The sequence below is a fragment of the Fluoribacter gormanii genome (genome assembly GCF_900156395.1).
In the GTDB taxonomy this organism is placed as follows: domain Bacteria; phylum Pseudomonadota; class Gammaproteobacteria; order Legionellales; family Legionellaceae; genus Legionella; species Legionella gormanii.
The window spans coordinates 14404-34614 of sequence record NZ_FTNL01000023.1 but is presented as its reverse complement, the minus strand read 5'-3'; the positions used below and the strand labels follow the sequence as shown (position 1 = coordinate 34614).

The following is a 20211-nucleotide window of genomic DNA, read 5'->3' as shown; positions in this document are numbered from 1 at the left end:
GTTGTTAGGGCAAAATGCCTCAAACTTGTTATATCCCAAGACGTGTTCATCGCTAAGCTGATTACAATATGATTCAATCATTTCAAATTGGTTAACAAAGAAGTATAATTGCCGCTTTTTTATTCACCATGGTGATTGTGATGACAATATTGGCTGTTTGTGGACCTATAGGAAGTGATTTTAAGGCGTTTAGTGAACAATGTTATTCTTTGTTAAAGAAAGAGAATACTGTATTGATTGATAGTTCTGCTTATGAGTCGAGCGATTTGTTATTATCTGCGATCAAAAATACGCAGGGCGATATCATTATTTTTGGAGCTGATATTTTTTTAGATGAACAATTACGTTCAACATTTGATATCAAGGTGTTTCTTGAGCTGGATTCAGATCTATGTCTAAGTCGCTATTTAAAATCATTCGCTACAAACGAACTGATTCTTGAAGAGGAACTGAATTACTATTTTACTCAGATTCAGCCTTTAAATGAAAAAGTTAGATTATCTGCCAAATATGCTGCGCTGCGCCGCCCGCAAGCAAGTTCAAATGATAAGTTAATTGATTTGCTTATTAATGAAGATGATAAAACGTTAAAGAAACACCAAGTTCTATCTGATTCATTGAGAGATATGTTCTGGAAACCTGAATCACAAGATAAGCAAACAGATAGTACTGCTAATACTGTTCTATTTGGAGTTTCGCCGTTATCTAACTAATCCATCCGCTGCAGCAACGCCTACCCTCATTGCTGGCAGCGGTCTCTTGGGTATATCTTAGCTCAAAAGACAGCTGCCAATTATCATTCAACAGACTAACTCAACCTAAAAAGCCACTCCATAAAATTGCCTAAGCGCCCTTCTTGTTCTTATGCGAGCAAACCATCTTATTGGTTTTGCAATAATCTTATAGACCGATGCGGCGCTATGACTAGACTTTAGAAGATGGAGTTTCATTCAATACATTGAATAATTCAATAACAAAAAGTACAATAAAGCCTCATTTATAGTTGGAGAATATTGTCATGCCCCATTCACTTCCACCACCCATTCTTGAAGAAATAGTTTCTCAATGTGAATCAATTGAAGAAATTAATAAAATGATAAATGCAGTTGTAGGCCCCGATGGACCTATTCCTGATGAAATAAAATGGGAACTAAAAAATAGATTAATCGGGATCGAATCGGCCATTGAGTTTAATGATTGGTGTTTGGAGTTCATGCGTAGGCAAAAAGGAGCCGACACGTTTATATTAAATATTATTCAAGATAGGATTCAGAATCCTCTGAAAAGACTTTCCACATTGTTTTTATTACTTAATCAATACAACCAGACTGCTCCACAGCAACAGGTCGGGATCAATATAGCCCTCAATAAATTGATTGAACTTATAGGATATAATATACCTGCAATTTCGAGTGAAATCATTAAAGTACCGATGAATACACTTAAAGCATGTTTTAATTCCTCTAAAAATTTTGTAGCAATTTCGGCTTTGTTTTATAAAGTGGGATTGATCGATAAACTAACCATAAAAGCCCAAGAAAGCCCACTTAGTTTGGATGAGTTTTTGTTTTATACAGCATTTGCTACGGCAAAAGATATCATGACACTTCCAGAAAGGACTTTAAACGCAATCACCCAAGCCATCACACTGCACCCTGGCCTGCGAGAGGATAGCCAACCAAAAGATAGATATCAATACTTATTGCTTAAACACTCAATGGCAAAAGTCAATCTACTAAAATCTAACGCAGACTCTGACCTTTCAGATGAATTGAGTTTCTTTTTGAGCGAAGAGATGTCTTTTCAACTTGCGCGACATAATGCAGAACCCTATGCGCTACTTCCAATTGATTATTTGGACGGACCAATTCTCAACATCACTAATCTAAGTTTGCCAAGAGCGCAATGGAATGGATTGTATTTAGCAAGAACAAAAATAATAAATGCCAACTTAATTGCATCACAATTATCGAATAGCCAACTAGCACACTCTATGTTGAATAATGTAACTCTTTCTGATTCGCTTATTAATGGGAGTAATCTATCGAGTTCAGATATAAAGAATGTTGATTTTACTCGGAGCTCGCTAATCGGCACGAGTATGCAAAAAGCCACCTTGTCTGGTTGCATACGCTTTAATCATGCTGTTTTGGATGAAGCAATTCTTAGTAATGCATATTGCATTCCTAATAGCGAAATTGATTTTAGTAATGCTCAACTTAATCGAGCCAATCTGAATCAGACTTGTCTTTCAAAGGTTAATGAAAGCTCTCCGGAAGGAAATCATATTAATTTTTCAAGAGCCAACCTCCAGCAGGCAATACTTACCCATGTTTGGTTGGAAGGCAAGAATGTGAATATGGAATACTCACGATTAGTTGATGCTAATGCAAGTGGCGCCCATTTAAAACATGCCAACTTAACATATGCTGATATGAGGGGAATTAATTTATCTCATGCTGATTTAAGTGGAGCGGATCTAAGCGGTGCAATACTTATTGGCGCGAATTTAACAAATGTTCGTTTGAACAATACCAAACTAACCGGCGCCAAGTTCCTGGATTTGTCGCCAATGTCCTCAGATCAACCTACTCCAGCTTATATCGATTTAGTGAGTAATTTAACGAATGAGCTTGATCGTTTAATGAATACCTATAATAGTGAACAACTAGAGTTCATAAGTTTAATCGCTGCTCAGCAAATCATAGAAGCAGTTATGAAGAGAGATGATTGGGATAATGAATCGAAGTGCGATTATTTGCAACGAGCTTTATTGCACCCAGTCTTCAAACATCAGAGTATTATGAATTTATTCTATTCACAATCTATGAGGATGCTTGGTTTTCTATGCGATCAAAATGGGATGTCTCCAAGTCAAAAATGTATAAAGAGCGCACTGGATGAATTGGATAGTAATTATCAATTGACACTTGTGGAGCCTGTTTACTAATTGCCTCATTTTGATTGATTGGACTGTTTCTCTTTATCAGTAACTTAAGGTTCATATGATACAACAATCAGTAGTGAATTTGAGTGTTGTGTCAAACGACCTGAGGTATTGTCACCTTTTTTGAACAGTCTTTGAGTCATTAATGAGTGAATCGTTTATATTGTGTCATTCCCGCGCAGGCGGGAATCTATCCATCAAGTTAGTTCAGTACTTTGTTTGTGAGATGGATTCTTGCCTGCGCGGAAATGACATCAGATTATTAAAAACTCTTGTATTTTAAAAAAAGGGGAGGATACATTAGATCAAATCCCCCCCTGCCTATTTACTCTGGACTGTTGCGAAATCGCATCTATTATAAAATTAACAGTACGCCTTGCTCAGGTTTAATAAACTCTACACCAATATCATTTTCCTGGGACAACTCGTTTATAACCTGCCTGCCTACATCATCCTTAGGATTTGAAAAGTCCGCTAATTTGGGTTTGATGTGAGTAACAACAACTGGTAATCCTCGTAGTGAGTTTCTTACATCTAAAGGATCAACAATCGATGCCAATTGTCGCAATTCAGCCATAAATAAGTTTGGTTTTAAATGGCCAAATAATTTGTTATCTGGTTGTGAGTTTAGAAATGAGCACTCTAACATGATGGCATGAAGCTGCTTATTTCTTATCAGTGGCGCGATCTCGTTCCAAATACTCGCCATGTTTGTCGATTGTTCTATGCGATCAGCGCCAGTATCACCAAAATATAAAATATATTCAGTCTTATAACGGATTAAAAAAGCACTCGATGCCATTCCGCCATGACTCAAAGGGAATACTTTTACCTGCAGACCCGTATTAGGAATTGCAACCCACTGCAGTAATGGCATGGTTTGATAATGCTGATAATTCAAATGCGGAATTTCTCCTTGATCGCCAAAATTCCCCCAAACAGACCAGTTAAAAACATTGTTTTGCAATGCCTGCATTGTTTCTTCGCGTGCCATAATTGTTTGCTGCTCGCGCAATTCAGGTTGCGCCATCACAAGCCCCATAAGATGATCAAGATGTGCGTGAGAAATGAGGTATGCTGGAATATGTTTTTGCAGCAAATCTTCAATATTTTTATTACGCACTGACTGTTTATCAACTGCAACTTTAAGCCCACGCACCAAACTTCCCCCATCAAGAGCCGCATAATTTTCGCTCTCAATCGTCTTTAATAAATAGGCTGATAAATTTCCATCGTTTAAACCACCATAGACTCCAAGAGGTATAATTTCAAAGACTGGTGCACAATTTGCGGTATGAGACAACAGAAAAATAAACATTGTAATCAGTAACTGTCGCATATGGATTTCCTTTAAATGATTCAGATAGTTTTGTAAATAATATAGTTTTTAGGCTTGATTCAACCACCGTATATATACGGTGATCTGCAGCACTAAGTATTAAAGAGTTTTTATAATAGCAGCCAGCCTGAATCGTGCGGGGATGTAATTGTGATAGCCATTTAACACTGCTTTTACAAGTATTTCAGCTTTATTCTTACAATCCATTTTATTTTTAATATTTTCTATGTAGGACTCTATTGTTCGTTTTGATAGAGAAAGCAAAACCCCTATCTCTTTTGCGGATTTACCCCTTATTAATAAAAAAACACATTCACACTCACGACTTGATAATCCATATTTATTTTCGTTGCCATTCAGTGTGTAATGGTTGGTGTTTAAATGCAATTTATCATCGAACTGTCTTAACAGACTAAAAAACTCATTCTTCTGGCAAGGACGGCAATAATAAATCAACCCAGTTACGTTATTGTTTGGGTCTGTTAGAGGACATTTTTCTAAAAAGAAAATGTCACTTGTCTTTGAATCAAAATGTACTGTTGATACTTTTTCACCGTTTAATACACACAAATCTTGCTGTTGAAACATTTTATTCTCATCAACAGACCAAGGAGACAACTCCTCATCTGTTTGACCAACAACTTCGGCTAGATCACTAAAACCTTTAAACTCTAGCAAGGCTTTGTTTGCACCTAAGTAATAACGGTTTAAATCCTTCCAACCAATGTAACCTGGTAGATGATCAATTAATGATATTTCAGGAACCAACATGACTCATATCCTCCAATGAATGCTCATTAAGAGATCGATTCTTAAATGTTATTTTAATCAAAGAAATTAACTCATTATCAAGCGTCATACAAATAACTTTGATTTCGGCCTGTTTTTGACGACTAAAGCATTCCTATTGCTAAGAGCAATTTGTGTATTTGATTCTTGGGTATAGAAATTTTAAATGATATCCTTTCTTTCCTATATTCCTCTATTTTTAGAATTAATTTTTTGGATGAGTTCATTGATAAGTTGCAACGTTATTTAGGAATAAGCGGTAACGAGATGGGGGTTTTTATCTTATATACAGGACGAAGAATCAAAAAGGAACGAACAACATGCTGAAAACGAGTCAAGTGAGTGAAACTTTGCGTCAATCTGGTATTCGTGCGGCGAGCACGGAGTGTGAAAAAATTGGCGGCATTAATTTAGGCCAGGGTATTTGTGATTTGCCTACACCCGAGGTAATCAAACAGGCGGCTATACGTGCGATTGAACAAGAAAAAAATGTGTACTCTGCTTGTGAAGGGGTATTCAATTTACGCCATGCTATTGCCAATAAAATTCAAACGTTTAATCAAATCCCGGTTCACGCCGAAACAGAAGTTCTGGTGACCCACGGTTCTACTGGCGCATTTATTTGTGCGACGATGTCTTTGTTTAATCCAGGTGATGAAGTTATTTTGTTTGAACCGTTCTATGGCTACCACAAAAATATTTTGGAGCTGTATCAGGTTAATGTTAAAGCAGTACCCATTAATTTACATGATTTCAGCATTCAGATCGATGATCTCGAACAAGTGATTACTCCTAAAACCCGTGCGATTATCATTTGCACTCCATGCAATCCTTGTGGAAAAGTTTTTTCTGAGCAGGAATTATTAGCGATTGGCGAAATTGCAGAACAGTATAATTTAGCAGTTATCACCGATGAAATTTATGAATATATTACTTATCCTGGTCATAAACATGTGTCGTTTGCTCGTTTAAAAAATTTTAAAGAACGCACGATTACGATTTCAGGATGTTCAAAAACAGATAATATGACGGGATGGCGTTTAGGTTATGCCAGTGGTCCGGCACATGTCATTGCAAAAATGGCCTTGGTCCAAGATTTATTGTATGTGTGTCCTGCGACACCATTACAACATGCAGCAATCGATGCGTTCAAATTACAAGAAAATTATTATCAAAAAATGTGTCAAACCTATTTGGAAAAACGTGATCATACTGTTCGTGAGTTACGTGACATTGGTTTTGAAGTCACCGTTCCTCAGGGGGCTTACTACATTATGGCTGATTTTTCACGCATGGGCATTAAAGATGACGCCACTATGACACGCATGTTACTTGAGCAGGCGAAAGTTGCCGTGGTTCCTGGACGTTCTTTTTATTTAAATCCTGAGAAAGGAAAACAGGTATTACGTTTGTGTTATGCGTTGAGTAAAGAAAAAGTAGATCAAGGTTTAAAACAGATAAAGCATGGCCTGGTTCCATGTCCTTCCTAAGACATAGGTTAGATTAATTAGCATTTTCAACAGGCACAGCTCGAGCCTTGACCCGACAATCGCTTGATTAGACGAATGGGTCAGGCCTTATGAGCCCAACAATTATCTATGGGCATAGATATGAATTATAGAGATTGAATAGACGCCGCATTGATTGCTTAGACAATGCTCTTCGACTATAGTTTAAATTTTAATTAACAAAGTATTGAGGAAGATGGCTATGGATGGGAACAATATGAATACAATGGGTAAATGTCCGGTTATGCATGGTGGTATTACTTCCTCAAACAGATCGAATACGGACTGGTGGCCCAATGCTTTAAACCTCGATATATTGCATCAGCATGATACCAAAACGAATCCAATGGGATTGGACTTCAATTACCGTGAAGAAGTCAAGAAGCTGGATTTTGCGGCACTAAAAAAAGATTTGCATCGTTTAATGACTGACAGTCAAGAATGGTGGCCTGCTGATTGGGGACATTATGGTGGTTTGATGATTCGGATGTCCTGGCATGCAGCCGGTTCATATCGTGTCGCCGATGGTCGTGGCGGTGCTGGTACGGGTAATCAGCGATTTGCACCTTTAAATTCTTGGCCTGACAATGTGAACTTGGACAAGGCACGTCGTTTGTTATGGCCTATCAAGAAAAAGTATGGCAATAAGCTTAGTTGGGCTGATTTGATCACTTTAGCAGGTACCATCGCTTATGAATCTATGGGACTTAAAACTTTTGGTTTTGGCTTTGGCCGCGAAGATATTTGGCATCCCGAAAAAGACGTTTACTGGGGCTCTGAAAAAGAGTGGTTAGGTGCTTCGCGTTATACTGACAAAAACCGCGAATCTCTGGAAAACCCGCTAGCAGCAGTACAAATGGGATTAATTTATGTGAATCCCGAGGGGGTAGATGGACACCCAGACCCTCTGCGAACAGCTCAGGATGTGCGCGTGACCTTCGGACGGATGGCAATGAACGACGAAGAAACCGTAGCCCTTACTGCTGGAGGTCATACCGTTGGTAAATGTCATGGTAATGGTGATGCAAAGCTTTTGGGACCGGCTCCTGAGGCAGCCAATCTTGAGGATCAAGGTCTTGGTTGGATTAACAAAACCACTAGAGGCATTGGTCGTGATACAGTTTCAAGCGGTATTGAGGGTGCATGGACAACACACCCAACGAAGTGGGACAACGGATATTTTCATTTGCTTCTTAATTATGAGTGGGAACAGAAGAAAAGTCCGGCAGGTGCCAACCAATGGGAGCCGATTAATATCAAGGAAGAAGATAAACCTGTCGATGTTGAAGACCCATCCATTCGCTACAATCCAATCATGACCGATGCGGACATGGCCATGAAAATGGACCCCATATACCGTAAAATTTCCGAACGCTTTTACAAAGATCCTGATTATTTTTCCGAAGTCTTTGCTCGAGCCTGGTTCAAACTCACTCATCGCGATATGGGACCCAAATCACGCTACATTGGCCCTGATGTTCCAACAGAAGATTTGATTTGGCAAGATCCCGTTCCTGCAGGCAATAAAGATTATGATGTAGATGCGGTCAAAAAGAAAATAGCTGCTAGTACCCTCAGTATCAGTGAAATGGTTGCAACCGCATGGGATAGTGCGCGAACCTTCCGTGGTTCAGATATGCGCGGAGGGGCAAATGGAGCGCGTATCCGGCTGATGCCACAAAGAGACTGGGAAGGCAATGAGCCGCAACGACTTGGAAAAGTACTCAACATTCTTGAAAAGATTGCTGCGGAATCAGGTGTTAGTGTGGCTGATGTGATTGTACTTGCCGGTAATGTTGGTATCGAAAAAGCGGCTAAAGCAGCTGGTTTTGATATTACGGTTCCCTTTGCTCCCGGACGAGGTGATGCAACGGATGAGATGACTGATGCTGCCTCTTTTGCTCCACTAGAACCTCTTCATGATGGTTATCGTAACTGGCTGAAGAAAGACTACGCTGTCAGTGTAGAAGAACTCATGCTCGATCGCACGCAACTGATGGGGCTCACAGCTCCAGAGATGACCGTTCTTGTTGGAGGCATGCGAATGTTAGGCACCAATTACGGCGGTACCAAACATGGTGTTTTTACCAATCACGAAGGCGTTCTGACCAATGACTTTTTTGTCAATCTTACTGACATGGCAAATATATGGAATCCAATAGGTAGTAATTTGTATGAAATTCGTGACCGTAAAACGGGTAATCTTAAGTGGACAGCTACCCGAGTAGATCTTGTTTTCGGCTCCAATTCGATTCTTCGCGCCTATGCCGAAGTATATGCTCAAGATGATAACAAAGAAAAATTCCTGCAGGATTTTGTTGCTGCCTGGGTGAAGGTGATGAACGCCGATCGTTTTGATTTGGCATAATACTCGCAGGTTTTTAGCAAGACGTGAACTATACTAATACTCTTTCTTACAATAAGAGTATTAGTATCAAATAAGTAACTATGTGAGAACTAAGATTATGAGTGACCCAATGCATATCGTTTGCCCCCACTGCCATATCATCAATAGACTGCCCGAAACACGCTTGAATGAACATCCTAATTGTGGAAAATGCAAAAAGGAGCTTTTTGATGGAAAACCAATCCAATTGACCCAAACGCTTTTTGAACGGCACATCAATCGTAATGACATCCCTGTATTGGTCGATTTCTGGGCGCAATGGTGTGGGCCTTGCAAAATGATGGCCCCCTACTTCGAGTCTGCGGCAGGTCTCCTTGAGCCTAATCTACGATTAGTCAAAGTAAATACTGAAACCGAACAGGCTTTAGCCTCCCATTATGCCATTCAAAGCATCCCAACTCTGATGCTATTTCTTCATGGAAAAGAAGTCGCCAGACACTCAGGGGTCATGGGAGTACAAGATATAGTTCGATGGGTAAATCAGCAACTAGGCTGAGTTAATCTGTCCTTCCTAAGACATAAGGTTATACGCATAGTATTTTCAAAATATCTAATGCTCCTTGTTCTTTTTAAATTCAAAAATTGTGTCGTCATGTATATAATGCCTGCAAACTAATAAAAACAAGAACAGGGACTTATCATGAAGCGTTATTATTTCAATAATTCAAAAAATTACATCGACAGCCATGAGCAGCTTTCAAAGGAACAACTCGAACAATTAAGTGAAATTATGTCATTTTTTCCTCACAAGAATAAGGAAAACTGGCCAGAACTGTTTATGTCATTTCAGCCAGAAAAATATTCTGCTAAATTAGTGAATTTGGCTGCTAACGCTTTTGATCACAATGGCTATACCATGCTTGGTGTGGCTTGCGAGTACGGTAAAGATGTTGGAATAGTCCAAAGACTAATTGATATGGGTGCCAATCCGGATAAACCGGATCACAATATGAAAAAACTACCATTGCATCGCGCAATAAATAATCAAGTGTCGAATTCTAACCGTGATTCATTGGAGGCGGTAGCTGTTGTTGAATGTCTTCTTAAGAATGGGGCTAATACTCTACATGCTTGCTTCCAAAATAGAACACCTCTATTTTTTGCTCAATCTCAACATTTTCATGCAGCAGCAAAACTCATAAAAGACCATATACGTTGTTCCAGAGATTATGGAAGGCTTCAAAAATCATTGCGTTTAGGAAATATGCATAGTTTAAAACAAACGTTGAATGGCTCTAAGGACTTAGGATTATTCATTACCACATTGAAAGGTTGGTCCCCTATATTTGCAGCCCTTCACCAAAGTTATGCACACCCAAATACATTGGGTAGCCTAACACTATTAAAAAAGCATAATGTTGATTTCAATAGTACCTTTTACGTTAAAACCTATTCAGGTATACCGGTTTATTGCTCGCTTAATCCTATTGCCTATTTATTATTACGTGGCGGTGACTCAAGGCTAATTGGTTCCTTAATTAAGCACGGAGCGGATCCTGAGCATTATTCCATAGCAATAGTCAAAAACATTATTGAACTCAATCCCCATAATAAAGCATTTGATTATGAGGTTAAAAACGAAAAAAACCCATATGATGTCAACTCAAGAAACTTACTCGCTTTATTTGAATCACAAACTGCTAGAGTTAATCAAGGAATTAGCAATACCAAATCCACTCACTCACCGGGGTTATTTGAAGCAAAAGTCGATAAACCAAGCGAAGATATAAGTATGACCGATGAAGAAATGGCTAATAGTGTATTCGGTAAGGGATCGTTCACCGCAATTCGATATAATTAAAACCGATGTAGGTAATCGACTCGATTAAATGGCAACGAACTTACTTAGGCTGGGCTATAAAGTCCAGCCTAAACTTACTACAAATGCTATAGAGGGCAGTTATTAGATTATTTTCTTCTAATAACAAACGGCTGCAATCAATTTTACACCATACATGCTCTTAATATGAATTGTCCAAACTATAACAATTAAAGGCTAATTTGGGTTGTGCCATAGAGTAGATATTATCCCAATTTTAAGCTTACAAATAATATGTACTGTCTTTGGATATAAAAAGATCGCGATTAGCTGTCATGTTATCGCGCGTTTCTTCAGCAAATGCCAATAATTGATTAATTTCATTTAAATCAATCACTTCTCGAATAGACTCTTTTACGTTCCCGGTTTTAAAAAGAGATGGGGCGCGATTATCAGCTGCTTTGATCAAGGCTTTTAGATCCCGTTTAACTTGTTTAAGTTCCTGTATTTTTTGAGGTAGTGCAAAAAAATAATCTCTTAAGCGATGGTTGTATTCTGTAAACGCAGAATCTGTTAAGTTATCAGTACCAAGACTAAATTTGGCATAGTTATTCATTTTTTCATTTTTAAAATAGTCTTGGTTATTTGGAGTCTTTAGATCGTGTATGGTTTTTTCATAGATGTTTTTTTTAATCAAATAATTATACAAAGAGCTCGGTATAAATGCACCGGGATCGGTTATAGCCTCAATAGACTCTTTTAATTCGACAAAACGAACCTTTAGGTCGCTTGCCTCAACAATGTAAGACAGTTTTTTTTTCTTTCCCATGGCTGTAGTTTGATTGATACCATATAAGAATTGTATTTTATAAATACATTTTTAACAAGTTTAAATCATTTTGAGTGCCGCTTGTAACTCCCCACGTCATCCCGAACCCGAGCGCAGCGAGGGTGAGGGATCTCCTGCGGTGTAACTCGGATACAGTCATGTAAAAAACATTTGAAAAATTATGTGGTTGTGATCAAATAGCTGCATGAAATACTACGAACAAATCATCAGCACACTATTGGCTAGGATTGCGGAACTAGAAAAGAGAGTGACGCAACAGGCGGCAAGGATAGCAGAGCTGGAAAAACGTTTAAACAAGAACAGCAGCAACAGCTCAAAACCACCATCCAGTGATGGCTTAAGAAAACCTCCACGCACCACTTCATTGCGTGAAAATGGCATCATAAAAGCGGCGGTCATAAGGGTCATAAAGGCACAACGCTCAAGCAAGTTGTTCATGCGGATCATGGTGTCACCCATAAGCTAGAAGAATGCCCCGATTGTGGTCGGTCTCTGGCAAAGCAAGCAGCCAAAGGTATAATCAAACGACAAGTGTTTGATTTACCAATCGTGCAGGTTGAGGTGACAGAGCATCGTGCGGAAATGAAGTTCTGCTCCTGTTGTCAAAAGCAGGTCACCGCCTCTTTTCCCTCGGAAGTAAAGGCACATGCCCAATATGGAAACAGAGTCTGTTCTATGATTTGATTAATGCATTGAACCCAGAGCGGAATGATTTGTATCAATCGATTCTTTAAAAATTGTTCCACCTGACAGGAGAGCCCTCACCCTCGCTGCGCTCGGGTTCGGGATGACGTGGGGAGTTACTGCCGCTTTTTATAAGCCTGTTAAAAAAACAAAAAATATAGCTATACTTTAATATAGATCTAATGAGGTGATAAGGAGATTTTAGCATGACCAGGAACCGTGATGAAGACATCTCTTTAGGATTTGGTTATAAGCATTTTAAACATGGTGCCCATGCGTGTCTGATTTATCGAGATGAATCTGAGAAGCGTCGAGTCATATCTAAATATATCGAATCTGGAATTGCCAACAATGAGCAAATTGGATATTTCGTAGACACGATGACCCCCGAAGAAGTTAAAGCATGGCTCGCGGAACTGGATGTAGAATTACCACAAACCAAGCAGGTTGAGATTTCTCCAGCTGTCTCAATTTATTGTCCAGATGGAAAATTTATACCAGAACAAATGCTATCTCGTCTAAAAACACTCTATGATAAAGCCATTGCCGAAGGATTTTCCGGGGCTCGTCTTTCAGGGGAAATGACATGGTCTTGCAGAAATATTCCTGGTTCTGAACAGTTAATTGTTTATGAAGCGCTCATCAATACCATCCTTGATACACACCCGATCACTGCAGTTTGTCAGTATGATGTGAATAAATTCGATGGGGGATTGATTTATGATGTCCTGCAAGTTCACCCGCTCATGTTTGTGCATGGACAAATTGTCAAAAACCCTGCATACATTAAACCAGATGAGTTTTTGCATAATCATATGAATAATTTAAAAAATGAATAGTGCGAATCATTTAACACATAACGAGCAAATTCTCTTTAGGCTTTATGCTGCACATAGTGCGCTCTTCATTTTTACACATACGGATCAAATTCAACCTTATCTTGAAAAAATAATTCGCAGTATACCTGGCGTAAAAGAATGTGATGTTTGCCTTATCAAAAATATAGACCGAAGCGATAAAGAGCTGCACTCAAGACTTCTGGGAACCATAGATTTAAAAAATGGAACATTCAGTATGGCTGATTTTTTCCAACTTTGCGAATCAGTTGAAGACAAAGAAATGCAAGTATATTCCCTATTTGCAAAAGATATTTTTTATGGATTGATTGTTGTAAAAATTAGCGATTTTAACCAATTCAATTTATTTGACCCCATTGTTAATAGCTTTACAATTTCCACTGCCATTATTTTGGAAAATTTATGCCAAAAATATATTCTGGAAAAAACCAATAAAGAATTGATAATGCACCGAGAGCATTTGTCGGAATTAGTGAAAAACAAGACTCAATCGCTACAGCAAGCAAAGTACAAATTGCAAGATATCTTAGACAAAACCATTGAGTCCTTAGCCTCGATAACAGAACAACGCGATCCATTTACGGCAGGACATCAGTTTCGTGTAGCGAAACTGGCCGAAGAAATAGCTAAAAGTTTTGGCCTAAGCCCTCAAAAAACACATGAAATTTATTTAGGCGCTTTAATCCATGATATAGGTAAAACGCGCGTTCCAATGGAGATTCTGGTTTCCCCCGCAAAACTTACCCCATTGGAATATGGTTTTATAAAAATCCATCCTGAAGTAGGTTATCAAATTGCCAAGCGAGTCGCCTTTAACCGAACAATTACCGACATTATTTTACATCATCATGAACGTTTGGATGGTTCCGGCTATCCACATGGATTAAAGGCTAATGAAATTCGTTTTGAAACAAAAATTGTGACTGTCGCAGATGTATTCGAAGCCATGAGCTCTCATCGTCCGTACCGCCCTAAAAATTCAATTGAAGCGACGCTCAATGAGTTACAAGAAGGCGCAGGAAAACGCTATGACGCAGCGGTTGTTGGATGTTGTGTTGAACTTATTACCAAGAAAAATTTTGAGTTTCCCGCCCTTCCTTACGAACGACTTAACGTCAACATGTATACCTGGAAAATACATGATTCATTGCATACACAAAAGGATTGAAGCGGTTTATCATTCATAGGCACGGGTTTATTGTTTCGCACACCATAACGTCTTTATGTGTAGTAATCCTATAATAGGTATATCCCATATTAGCCTTAATGAATATGGGATACAATTGCTTAATTTATTAAAGATGGAACATTGGTCTGTTGCTCAAGACTTCCATTATTGACAGGTTTAAACATACTTAAAGCTGAAACTTTTTGCTCAGATTGAGTTTCGTTAAGCACTTCTTCCGGTGTTTTGCCCCGCCAATTAAGCGTTGATTTAGCACCGTACTGCTTCAATTGCTCCATCATTTTTTCATTGCCTTTTCTTGCCGCAGCATGTAAAGGAGAGAGACCGCTGCGATCTGTTTTGTTAGGATCAGCATTATTTTTAAGAATAAGCACTACATAGTCATCCCATCCATTGGCAATAGCAACATTCAATTCCAGATTGCCATCAAAACTCAACTCATTTGGATTAGCTCCTTGTTCGATACAGAACCTGCGAAGGTTTAAAGCAATATTAACTCTGTGCATGTGATTATCTCGCATGAGAGACCATAGGCTCACAATTTTTATCTCTGGATTAAAATCTAAAAATCCCTTCTGAATCGCTATAGATCTCTTCTGGTTGAACTCCAATCCATTCTTTAACATTTGTCGAAACGCATTGTTAAAATCTTTGCTGCCATCAGGATGGTTGGCCAGATATTTTAATAACGAATTGAGATAATTAAGGTCATCTGCTTCAAAATGAAACTCTGCACCCTCTTTGATTAAAGGCTCTACCAGATAAAATTTATTACTGATAAGCGCTTGGCCAAGAGGTGATTCTCCATTGGGCCCCACATAATTTACATTTGCTCCCAACTCTATAAGTAATCGATACATTTTTATTTCCAGTTCAGGATCTTTCTTATGCGCTTTATCGATTAAATTAATGAGTAGAGAACGCCCATTTTCATCAATTTGATTAACATTAAGCTTGGTATGTTGGTTCATCAAGTGAATTTGCTCAATTTCGAGACAATCTAAAATATTGACATACATATGTGCATTGGGCGAACTGTAATATTTAGGATTACTTGAAAAGTGTATATCTGGCAATCGGTCAAATTCTATTTGAGTGAGGTATGAGAAGCCATCGGTATTTGATTTTACGAGCTCATAAAGAAGCTGCGCTCTCTTATTATTTTCAAAACAAAAATAGATATCATATAGAGATTTCTTAAATTGATCATAACGCTCTAGTAGTGAGTTACAATCAGGATGTATTTGAATTCCTTTGTATTTCAAATATTCTAAATGGTGTCTTCCTAAACTCGTATAGGCTAAAACTGATTTTAAACCCTCGATATACCCTGACTCAAGACAATAATCTATAGCTGAAAGTCCTCGTTCATCAATCTCAGTAGGATTGATTCCAGCCTCTAGAAGATAGTTCATCATTTTAATATCTTTATTTTTTGCAGCATTAATAAGCATCAAAGCATTTAATGAAGCACCAGCAGAGTGAAGTAGTCGAACCGTCTCAACATGACCTAGTTGTGCGGCTTGCTCTATTAGCGATGGCTCTATCCCATGAATTCTATCGAGGCTCACATAATATTGAAGGTATTCTTTGTTTAAAAATATCCTCTTAATTTCCTCAATATCGTTGCTATGGACGGCTTTTTGAAGCTTCCCAGCCATATCAAAATAATGGTTCAACCAAGCGCCTTCCTTTTGATTTTTAGGATCACGCACACAATGGACCATTTGTTGTTGAATTAGGCTAACGGTATGTTTATATGCCGAAACAAAGCCAGTAAAATCAAATGATAGCACTCTATCTAATCCAAGAGTGTTTACGATTCGCTCTTCATTGAATAAAATATCTACTAGTCGATTTAACTTGATCTCTTGTTGGTTTAAGATTCCATTCGCTTGAAAAAGCTGAGCCAATAACTCCCGGCAAAATTCTGATTTTTCTGCAACAGTATTCTTTGGGTTAATTTTTTCAAGGGTTTGAATATAGTCTTCAGTTTCCTTGGAATAATCGGCATCAGTTGTTGGATGTGAGTGTTCTAAAATTTGCTCATAGAATACCGATTTCACTAAAACCCCCATCATTGCAGCAATTACAGCATTCTCGTTACTGTCAAGAAGAGTTTTTTGTTGTTTACTTATCGCCTGGCTTAGCGTACTACCTGCAACATACTGTCGAAATTCATTATCTATCAAAGATCCAACTGCTTCGCTATAGCTTCTTTTCTTTTGCTCCTCGGCAGTAGAATGAAGTTTTTTTCCCAGATCAATCATTGCATTAAAGACATCTTTATGTGCTTCGGAAGTAAAAGACAAGAGGACAACATGATAGAGATCATGTAATGCGAATCCGAAGCAACCTGACTTAAGATTATCCGCTTCTGATTTCTCATGCGTTTCAGGAAAACTTAAACCAAATGGATGTGCGTCCAGTCGATGCATCTCATAAACATCATCAAAATCATTTTCACCAATTTGTGGATACAGTTTTTTAGGTTTTTGTACGAGCACATTAAGAACAGATTGAATAATCGTCATCGAAGGAATAATAAATTCGTATTCTCCCGATTTGATTTTTTTTGGCATCAGTAAATCAAAACCAGTTCGCTTTATCGCTTCAAAAATCCCGAAATATTCGCCCGGGTCCTTAACGACAAAGGTATAAAAGCAACGCTCTGATTCTGGAATATCTTGATCAAGTATCGATTTGAATAATTTTTCCTCTGAATTATCATCCATATCATCTTTTATTCCGTTGCCACCATCGCCAATAAAATGGTTACTTATGTGCTGAATTGTTAGATATCCCCTTAATTTCTGCTGCGCAACTTCATCCTTATCCGTTAATTTATATACATTTAATGAGATTTGTTCCTTTTGAGAGTAGTCCTTTAAAGCAGCCCAAATAAGTAACATGGAAATAAATTGAGTTTCATTAATTTCCTCCTTTTCAAATGCACTTAATGCGTACTTAGGCAGAGACGGGTGATAAAAAACGGGAGAAGACATCTCGGATGCATTTAATGCCTGCACTAGTTGCTTGGCACCCTCCTGTATTTCAGGAGTATCTCTATATTGCTCAAGATCCTCTAAAATCGAAGCCGCGTTTTTAAATAGAGGCAATTGAGTTAAATTACGCATTAAATACTCCAGTAATTCATAAATTGGTGCAGGTGCGCCAATTATAATTCAAACTGAATTAAAAACAAGCACAAAGATTTTATTTTGAATAATTGTGCCGCCTATGTTTAAATAATGGTCGTAATAAATTTCAATCACAGGAATATAGTTCTCTACAGCTTTCGATGATCCCATTTTCTTGCACGAGATATTCAATTTCATTTCGGCTGGAATTACGGGGTAAGTTTATCTATTTGTTGCACTGAACCTAATTAGTCTTAAACTGAAATTAAAACACTATGTGCAAAAAAACATTTAATTAATATTATCTATTGTATATAGTCAGTCCCCTGCATCACGCTTACTGTAATTCATCGGAGGTTACCTCTTTGTCACATGCTGCTAAATTTTTTAAAAAAGCGCCCCTGGAAGTATCCGCATATCTGTATTCCCATATAGACACGCCACAGGATTTCTTAGCCGCATGGTTAGCGAATAACGGCAGAAAGCAAAGAACCAGGAGACAGCAAAGAGCAATAGAACTTGCTTTGTTTAACAAAGAAGGCATTGAATATTATCCCGCTCAAGTCAAGATATTAACAACACTCCTCAACTCTGAAGATGTGTTAACGGAACTTGATCCCGAGCATTTAGGCTATTTAGATAGAAAACTGGCAGTTCAAATGAAAAACCCAAATTTGAGCATCAAGCAACTCATGCAGGGTATCAAGCTAACCGCCGCCCTAAATAAAGTACCACTAAACTCATTAGACATAGTCAGCATATTACCTAAAAATTTAATGGATGTGATTTTTTTTAGGGAAATTCTAATTGAAGCAGTGACTAAAGAAGAACTCAAAACCTTAGTCAATGCATTGCATATCAAACTGACTGATCCGAACAGGGAGGTTCGTTGGCAAGCATTAACACTTTTTGTTGTGTTAGCCCAGAAAGTGGATAAAAAAACGCTTCAACTTTTTGTTTGCATAATAAGCAATTCGCTAGATTATAACTATGGTTTTGTTCATGGAGCAATCAATGAAATCCTGTCTACCTTAGCATCCAATTTGGATAAAAAAACCTTGGCTCCCCTTTTCAACTCATTGATGAAATACATGGATGACAACAGAAGCGGACCATTTCTTGCAGTATTACAATATTTAACAGCCTTGGCTTCTAAAATAGAAGAAGACATGTTGGGCGTCCTTGTTGCTCCAGTACTAAACATGCTGAATTGCACTGATAAGGATTTACAGCGCGAACATGCGGGAGACGTTATCCATGAGGCCTTACATTTTTTCGCTGTATTCGCTCCCGCAATAGATAAAAAAACTCTGGAACCCCTTATCGAGCCAGTGAAAAATAAACTCGATGATCCCTCATGGAAGATCAACACCGCGGCAGCAAAATGTTTAGCCGCATTTGCTCCTGAAATAGACAAGGAAAGACTACGTTCTCTTTTCGACTCAATCACGAGCAAGCTTCATGATAGTGATTGGAAGGTTAGACTTAGAACATTAGACTATTTACCAGAATTTGTTCCTGCAATGGATAAAGACATACTGAAACAGTTTATAGGCTCAGTGATAGATACATTGGATGACAACAATCCTAAAGTTAGAAAAAGTGCTTTAGACTTTTTACACGATCTTATTCCTGCAATGGATAACGAGATGCAGGAACAGCTTGCTAACTCAGTAAAAAATAAACTCAACGATAAGGAATATTTTGTTCGTAGCGCTGCTCTACGCTGTTTGAAAGCACTTGTTCCTTGTATGGAAAAAGAGAGATTGAAATCCATTACCGAGACAGTAAAAAAAATGCTGAATGACCCCAGCGCGAATGTTCGTATTGAATCTTTATATTGTTTCGCAGAATTAGCCTATGCAATCGATAAAGAAGTACCAGAAGCCTTTATTGACGCAATAAAAGACAAATTAGATGACCCGAAGGAATTTGTTCGCGAAGAAACATTCTACTGTCTCACAAAGCTTGTTACCAGAATGAAAAAAGAATCGCTGGAACAGCTTGTTCACCTTACCAGAAACATACTGGATGACAGTAATTTTATTGAGCATGGAAAAGCATTAAATTTTTTAGAAGCGGCAATTCCAAAAATGGATGCAAAAATATTAGAACAACTTGTGGACCCACTGCAAAACGAGCTAAATGCTTCCAAAGCGGATGTCCGTCTTGCAGCCTGTCACTGTTTCGCTGCACTAGCGCCTAGAATAGACAAAAGAACACTGGCAAATCTTATTGAGGTTCTGAAAACCAAACTGGATGACCGAGATAAAATTATTTGTAGTGGGGCATTGGACTGTTTAGCAGCACTAGCCCCCTCAATGGATAAAGAAATCCAGGTTGCCGTAATCACCACTGTAAAAAATAAGCTGGTTGAGTCATGTTCGGCAACTTGTCTCGCTGCATTATGCTGTCTCATGAAACTTATCCCCGCAATGGGTGAGGAGATACCAGGTGACATTTTTGACTCAGTTAGGAATAAAAACCTTCTGAAACATAACGATGACACTATTCGCCGCACGGCCTGCCATCTCCTATGTTATATCCTGATTAATAACAAGCTCGCTGTTGAGCTAGATTCTTCAGAAACAAGCACCATAGAGGGGTTGCTCATTCATACCGTGGCTGGATGGGTGGCACAAATTCATGCGGCGACAAATCAACCCAGACTTATGGAAGATAATCTCAATAGGAACACCCCTGCATATCCCTTATAATGAGGAGATCTTTGCACTTAGTCTCATT

General features: G+C 38.4%; 14 protein-coding genes and 1 pseudogene. 11 read left to right on the top strand and 4 right to left on the bottom strand.

Annotated features, from left to right (window positions below):
- The first annotated feature begins 140 nt into the window (after positions 1–140).
- Positions 141–713 carry a nucleoside/nucleotide kinase family protein gene (locus BW930_RS13515; RefSeq protein ID WP_076547557.1) on the top strand — a complete coding sequence of 191 codons (573 nt, stop codon included), beginning with the start codon at positions 141–143 and terminating at the stop codon, positions 711–713.
- A gap of 305 nt (positions 714–1018) precedes the next feature.
- Positions 1019–2950 (top strand): pentapeptide repeat-containing protein, encoded by a 1932-nt coding sequence (locus BW930_RS13510; RefSeq protein ID WP_058466807.1) that lies wholly within the window; start codon positions 1019–1021, stop codon positions 2948–2950.
- Between the two features lie 352 nt (positions 2951–3302).
- Here the strand turns inward: BW930_RS13510 and BW930_RS13505 are convergent, their stop codons facing one another.
- Both BW930_RS13505 and BW930_RS13500 read right to left on the bottom strand, forming a co-directional pair.
- Positions 3303–4286, bottom strand: a complete 984-nt coding sequence (locus BW930_RS13505) for an MBL fold metallo-hydrolase (RefSeq protein ID WP_058466806.1) — start codon at positions 4284–4286, stop codon at positions 3303–3305.
- A gap of 99 nt (positions 4287–4385) precedes the next feature.
- Positions 4386–5057, bottom strand: coding sequence for a PAS and helix-turn-helix domain-containing protein (locus BW930_RS13500; RefSeq protein WP_058466805.1), 672 nt, complete (start codon positions 5055–5057; stop codon positions 4386–4388).
- 338 nt (positions 5058–5395) lie between these two features.
- On the opposite strand from BW930_RS13500, the gene BW930_RS13495 reads away from it, so the two are divergent.
- The 4 genes from BW930_RS13495 to BW930_RS13480 all read left to right on the top strand — a co-directional run bounded on the left by BW930_RS13495 (position 5396) and on the right by BW930_RS13480 (position 10791).
- The gene (locus tag BW930_RS13495; protein ID WP_058466804.1) at positions 5396–6565 is read left to right on the top strand and encodes a pyridoxal phosphate-dependent aminotransferase; all 1170 of its coding nucleotides are present in this window, start codon (positions 5396–5398) and stop codon (positions 6563–6565) included.
- Positions 6566–6785: 220 nt separating this feature from the next.
- Positions 6786–8951: a catalase/peroxidase HPI gene (katG, locus tag BW930_RS13490; protein ID WP_058466803.1), complete on the top strand. Its 2166-nt coding sequence runs from the start codon at positions 6786–6788 to the stop codon at positions 8949–8951.
- Positions 8952–9048: 97 nt separating this feature from the next.
- Positions 9049–9486, top strand: coding sequence for a thioredoxin TrxC (trxC, locus tag BW930_RS13485; RefSeq protein WP_058466802.1), 438 nt, complete (start codon positions 9049–9051; stop codon positions 9484–9486).
- A gap of 144 nt (positions 9487–9630) precedes the next feature.
- The gene (locus BW930_RS13480) at positions 9631–10791 is read left to right on the top strand and encodes an ankyrin repeat domain-containing protein (RefSeq protein ID WP_058466801.1); all 1161 of its coding nucleotides are present in this window, start codon (positions 9631–9633) and stop codon (positions 10789–10791) included.
- A 241-nt stretch (positions 10792–11032) separates the two neighbouring features.
- Here the strand turns inward: BW930_RS13480 and BW930_RS13475 are convergent, their stop codons facing one another.
- Entirely contained in the window at positions 11033–11578 is a 546-nt protein-coding gene (locus BW930_RS13475) for a hypothetical protein (RefSeq protein ID WP_058466800.1), read from the bottom strand.
- A gap of 205 nt (positions 11579–11783) precedes the next feature.
- Between BW930_RS13475 and BW930_RS16985 the strand changes: the two genes are divergently transcribed.
- The 4 genes and pseudogenes from BW930_RS16985 to BW930_RS13455 all read left to right on the top strand — a co-directional run bounded on the left by BW930_RS16985 (position 11784) and on the right by BW930_RS13455 (position 14308).
- Positions 11784–12065, top strand: a complete 282-nt coding sequence (locus BW930_RS16985; RefSeq protein WP_139325582.1) for a DUF6444 domain-containing protein — start codon at positions 11784–11786, stop codon at positions 12063–12065.
- A gap of 14 nt (positions 12066–12079) precedes the next feature.
- Positions 12080–12283, top strand: a pseudogene (locus BW930_RS17535) (IS66-like element ISArch14 family transposase); the annotation flags it as partial.
- Between the two features lie 206 nt (positions 12284–12489).
- On the top strand, positions 12490–13122 hold the full coding sequence (locus BW930_RS13460) for an MEDS domain-containing protein (RefSeq protein WP_058469243.1): 633 nt from the start codon (positions 12490–12492) through the stop codon (positions 13120–13122).
- The gene (locus BW930_RS13455) at positions 13115–14308 is read left to right on the top strand and encodes an HD-GYP domain-containing protein (protein WP_058469242.1); all 1194 of its coding nucleotides are present in this window, start codon (positions 13115–13117) and stop codon (positions 14306–14308) included. Before BW930_RS13460 ends, BW930_RS13455 begins: the two co-directional genes overlap by 8 nt.
- A 119-nt stretch (positions 14309–14427) precedes the next feature.
- Here the strand turns inward: BW930_RS13455 and BW930_RS13450 are convergent, their stop codons facing one another.
- Positions 14428–17463 carry an ankyrin repeat domain-containing protein gene (locus tag BW930_RS13450; protein ID WP_058469241.1) on the bottom strand — a complete coding sequence of 1012 codons (3036 nt, stop codon included), beginning with the start codon at positions 17461–17463 and terminating at the stop codon, positions 14428–14430.
- 368 nt (positions 17464–17831) lie between these two features.
- Between BW930_RS13450 and BW930_RS13445 the strand changes: the two genes are divergently transcribed.
- Complete coding sequence (locus BW930_RS13445) at positions 17832–20183, top strand: HEAT repeat domain-containing protein (protein ID WP_058469240.1); 2352 nt, start codon at positions 17832–17834, stop codon at positions 20181–20183.
- Positions 20184–20211 lie beyond the last annotated feature (28 nt).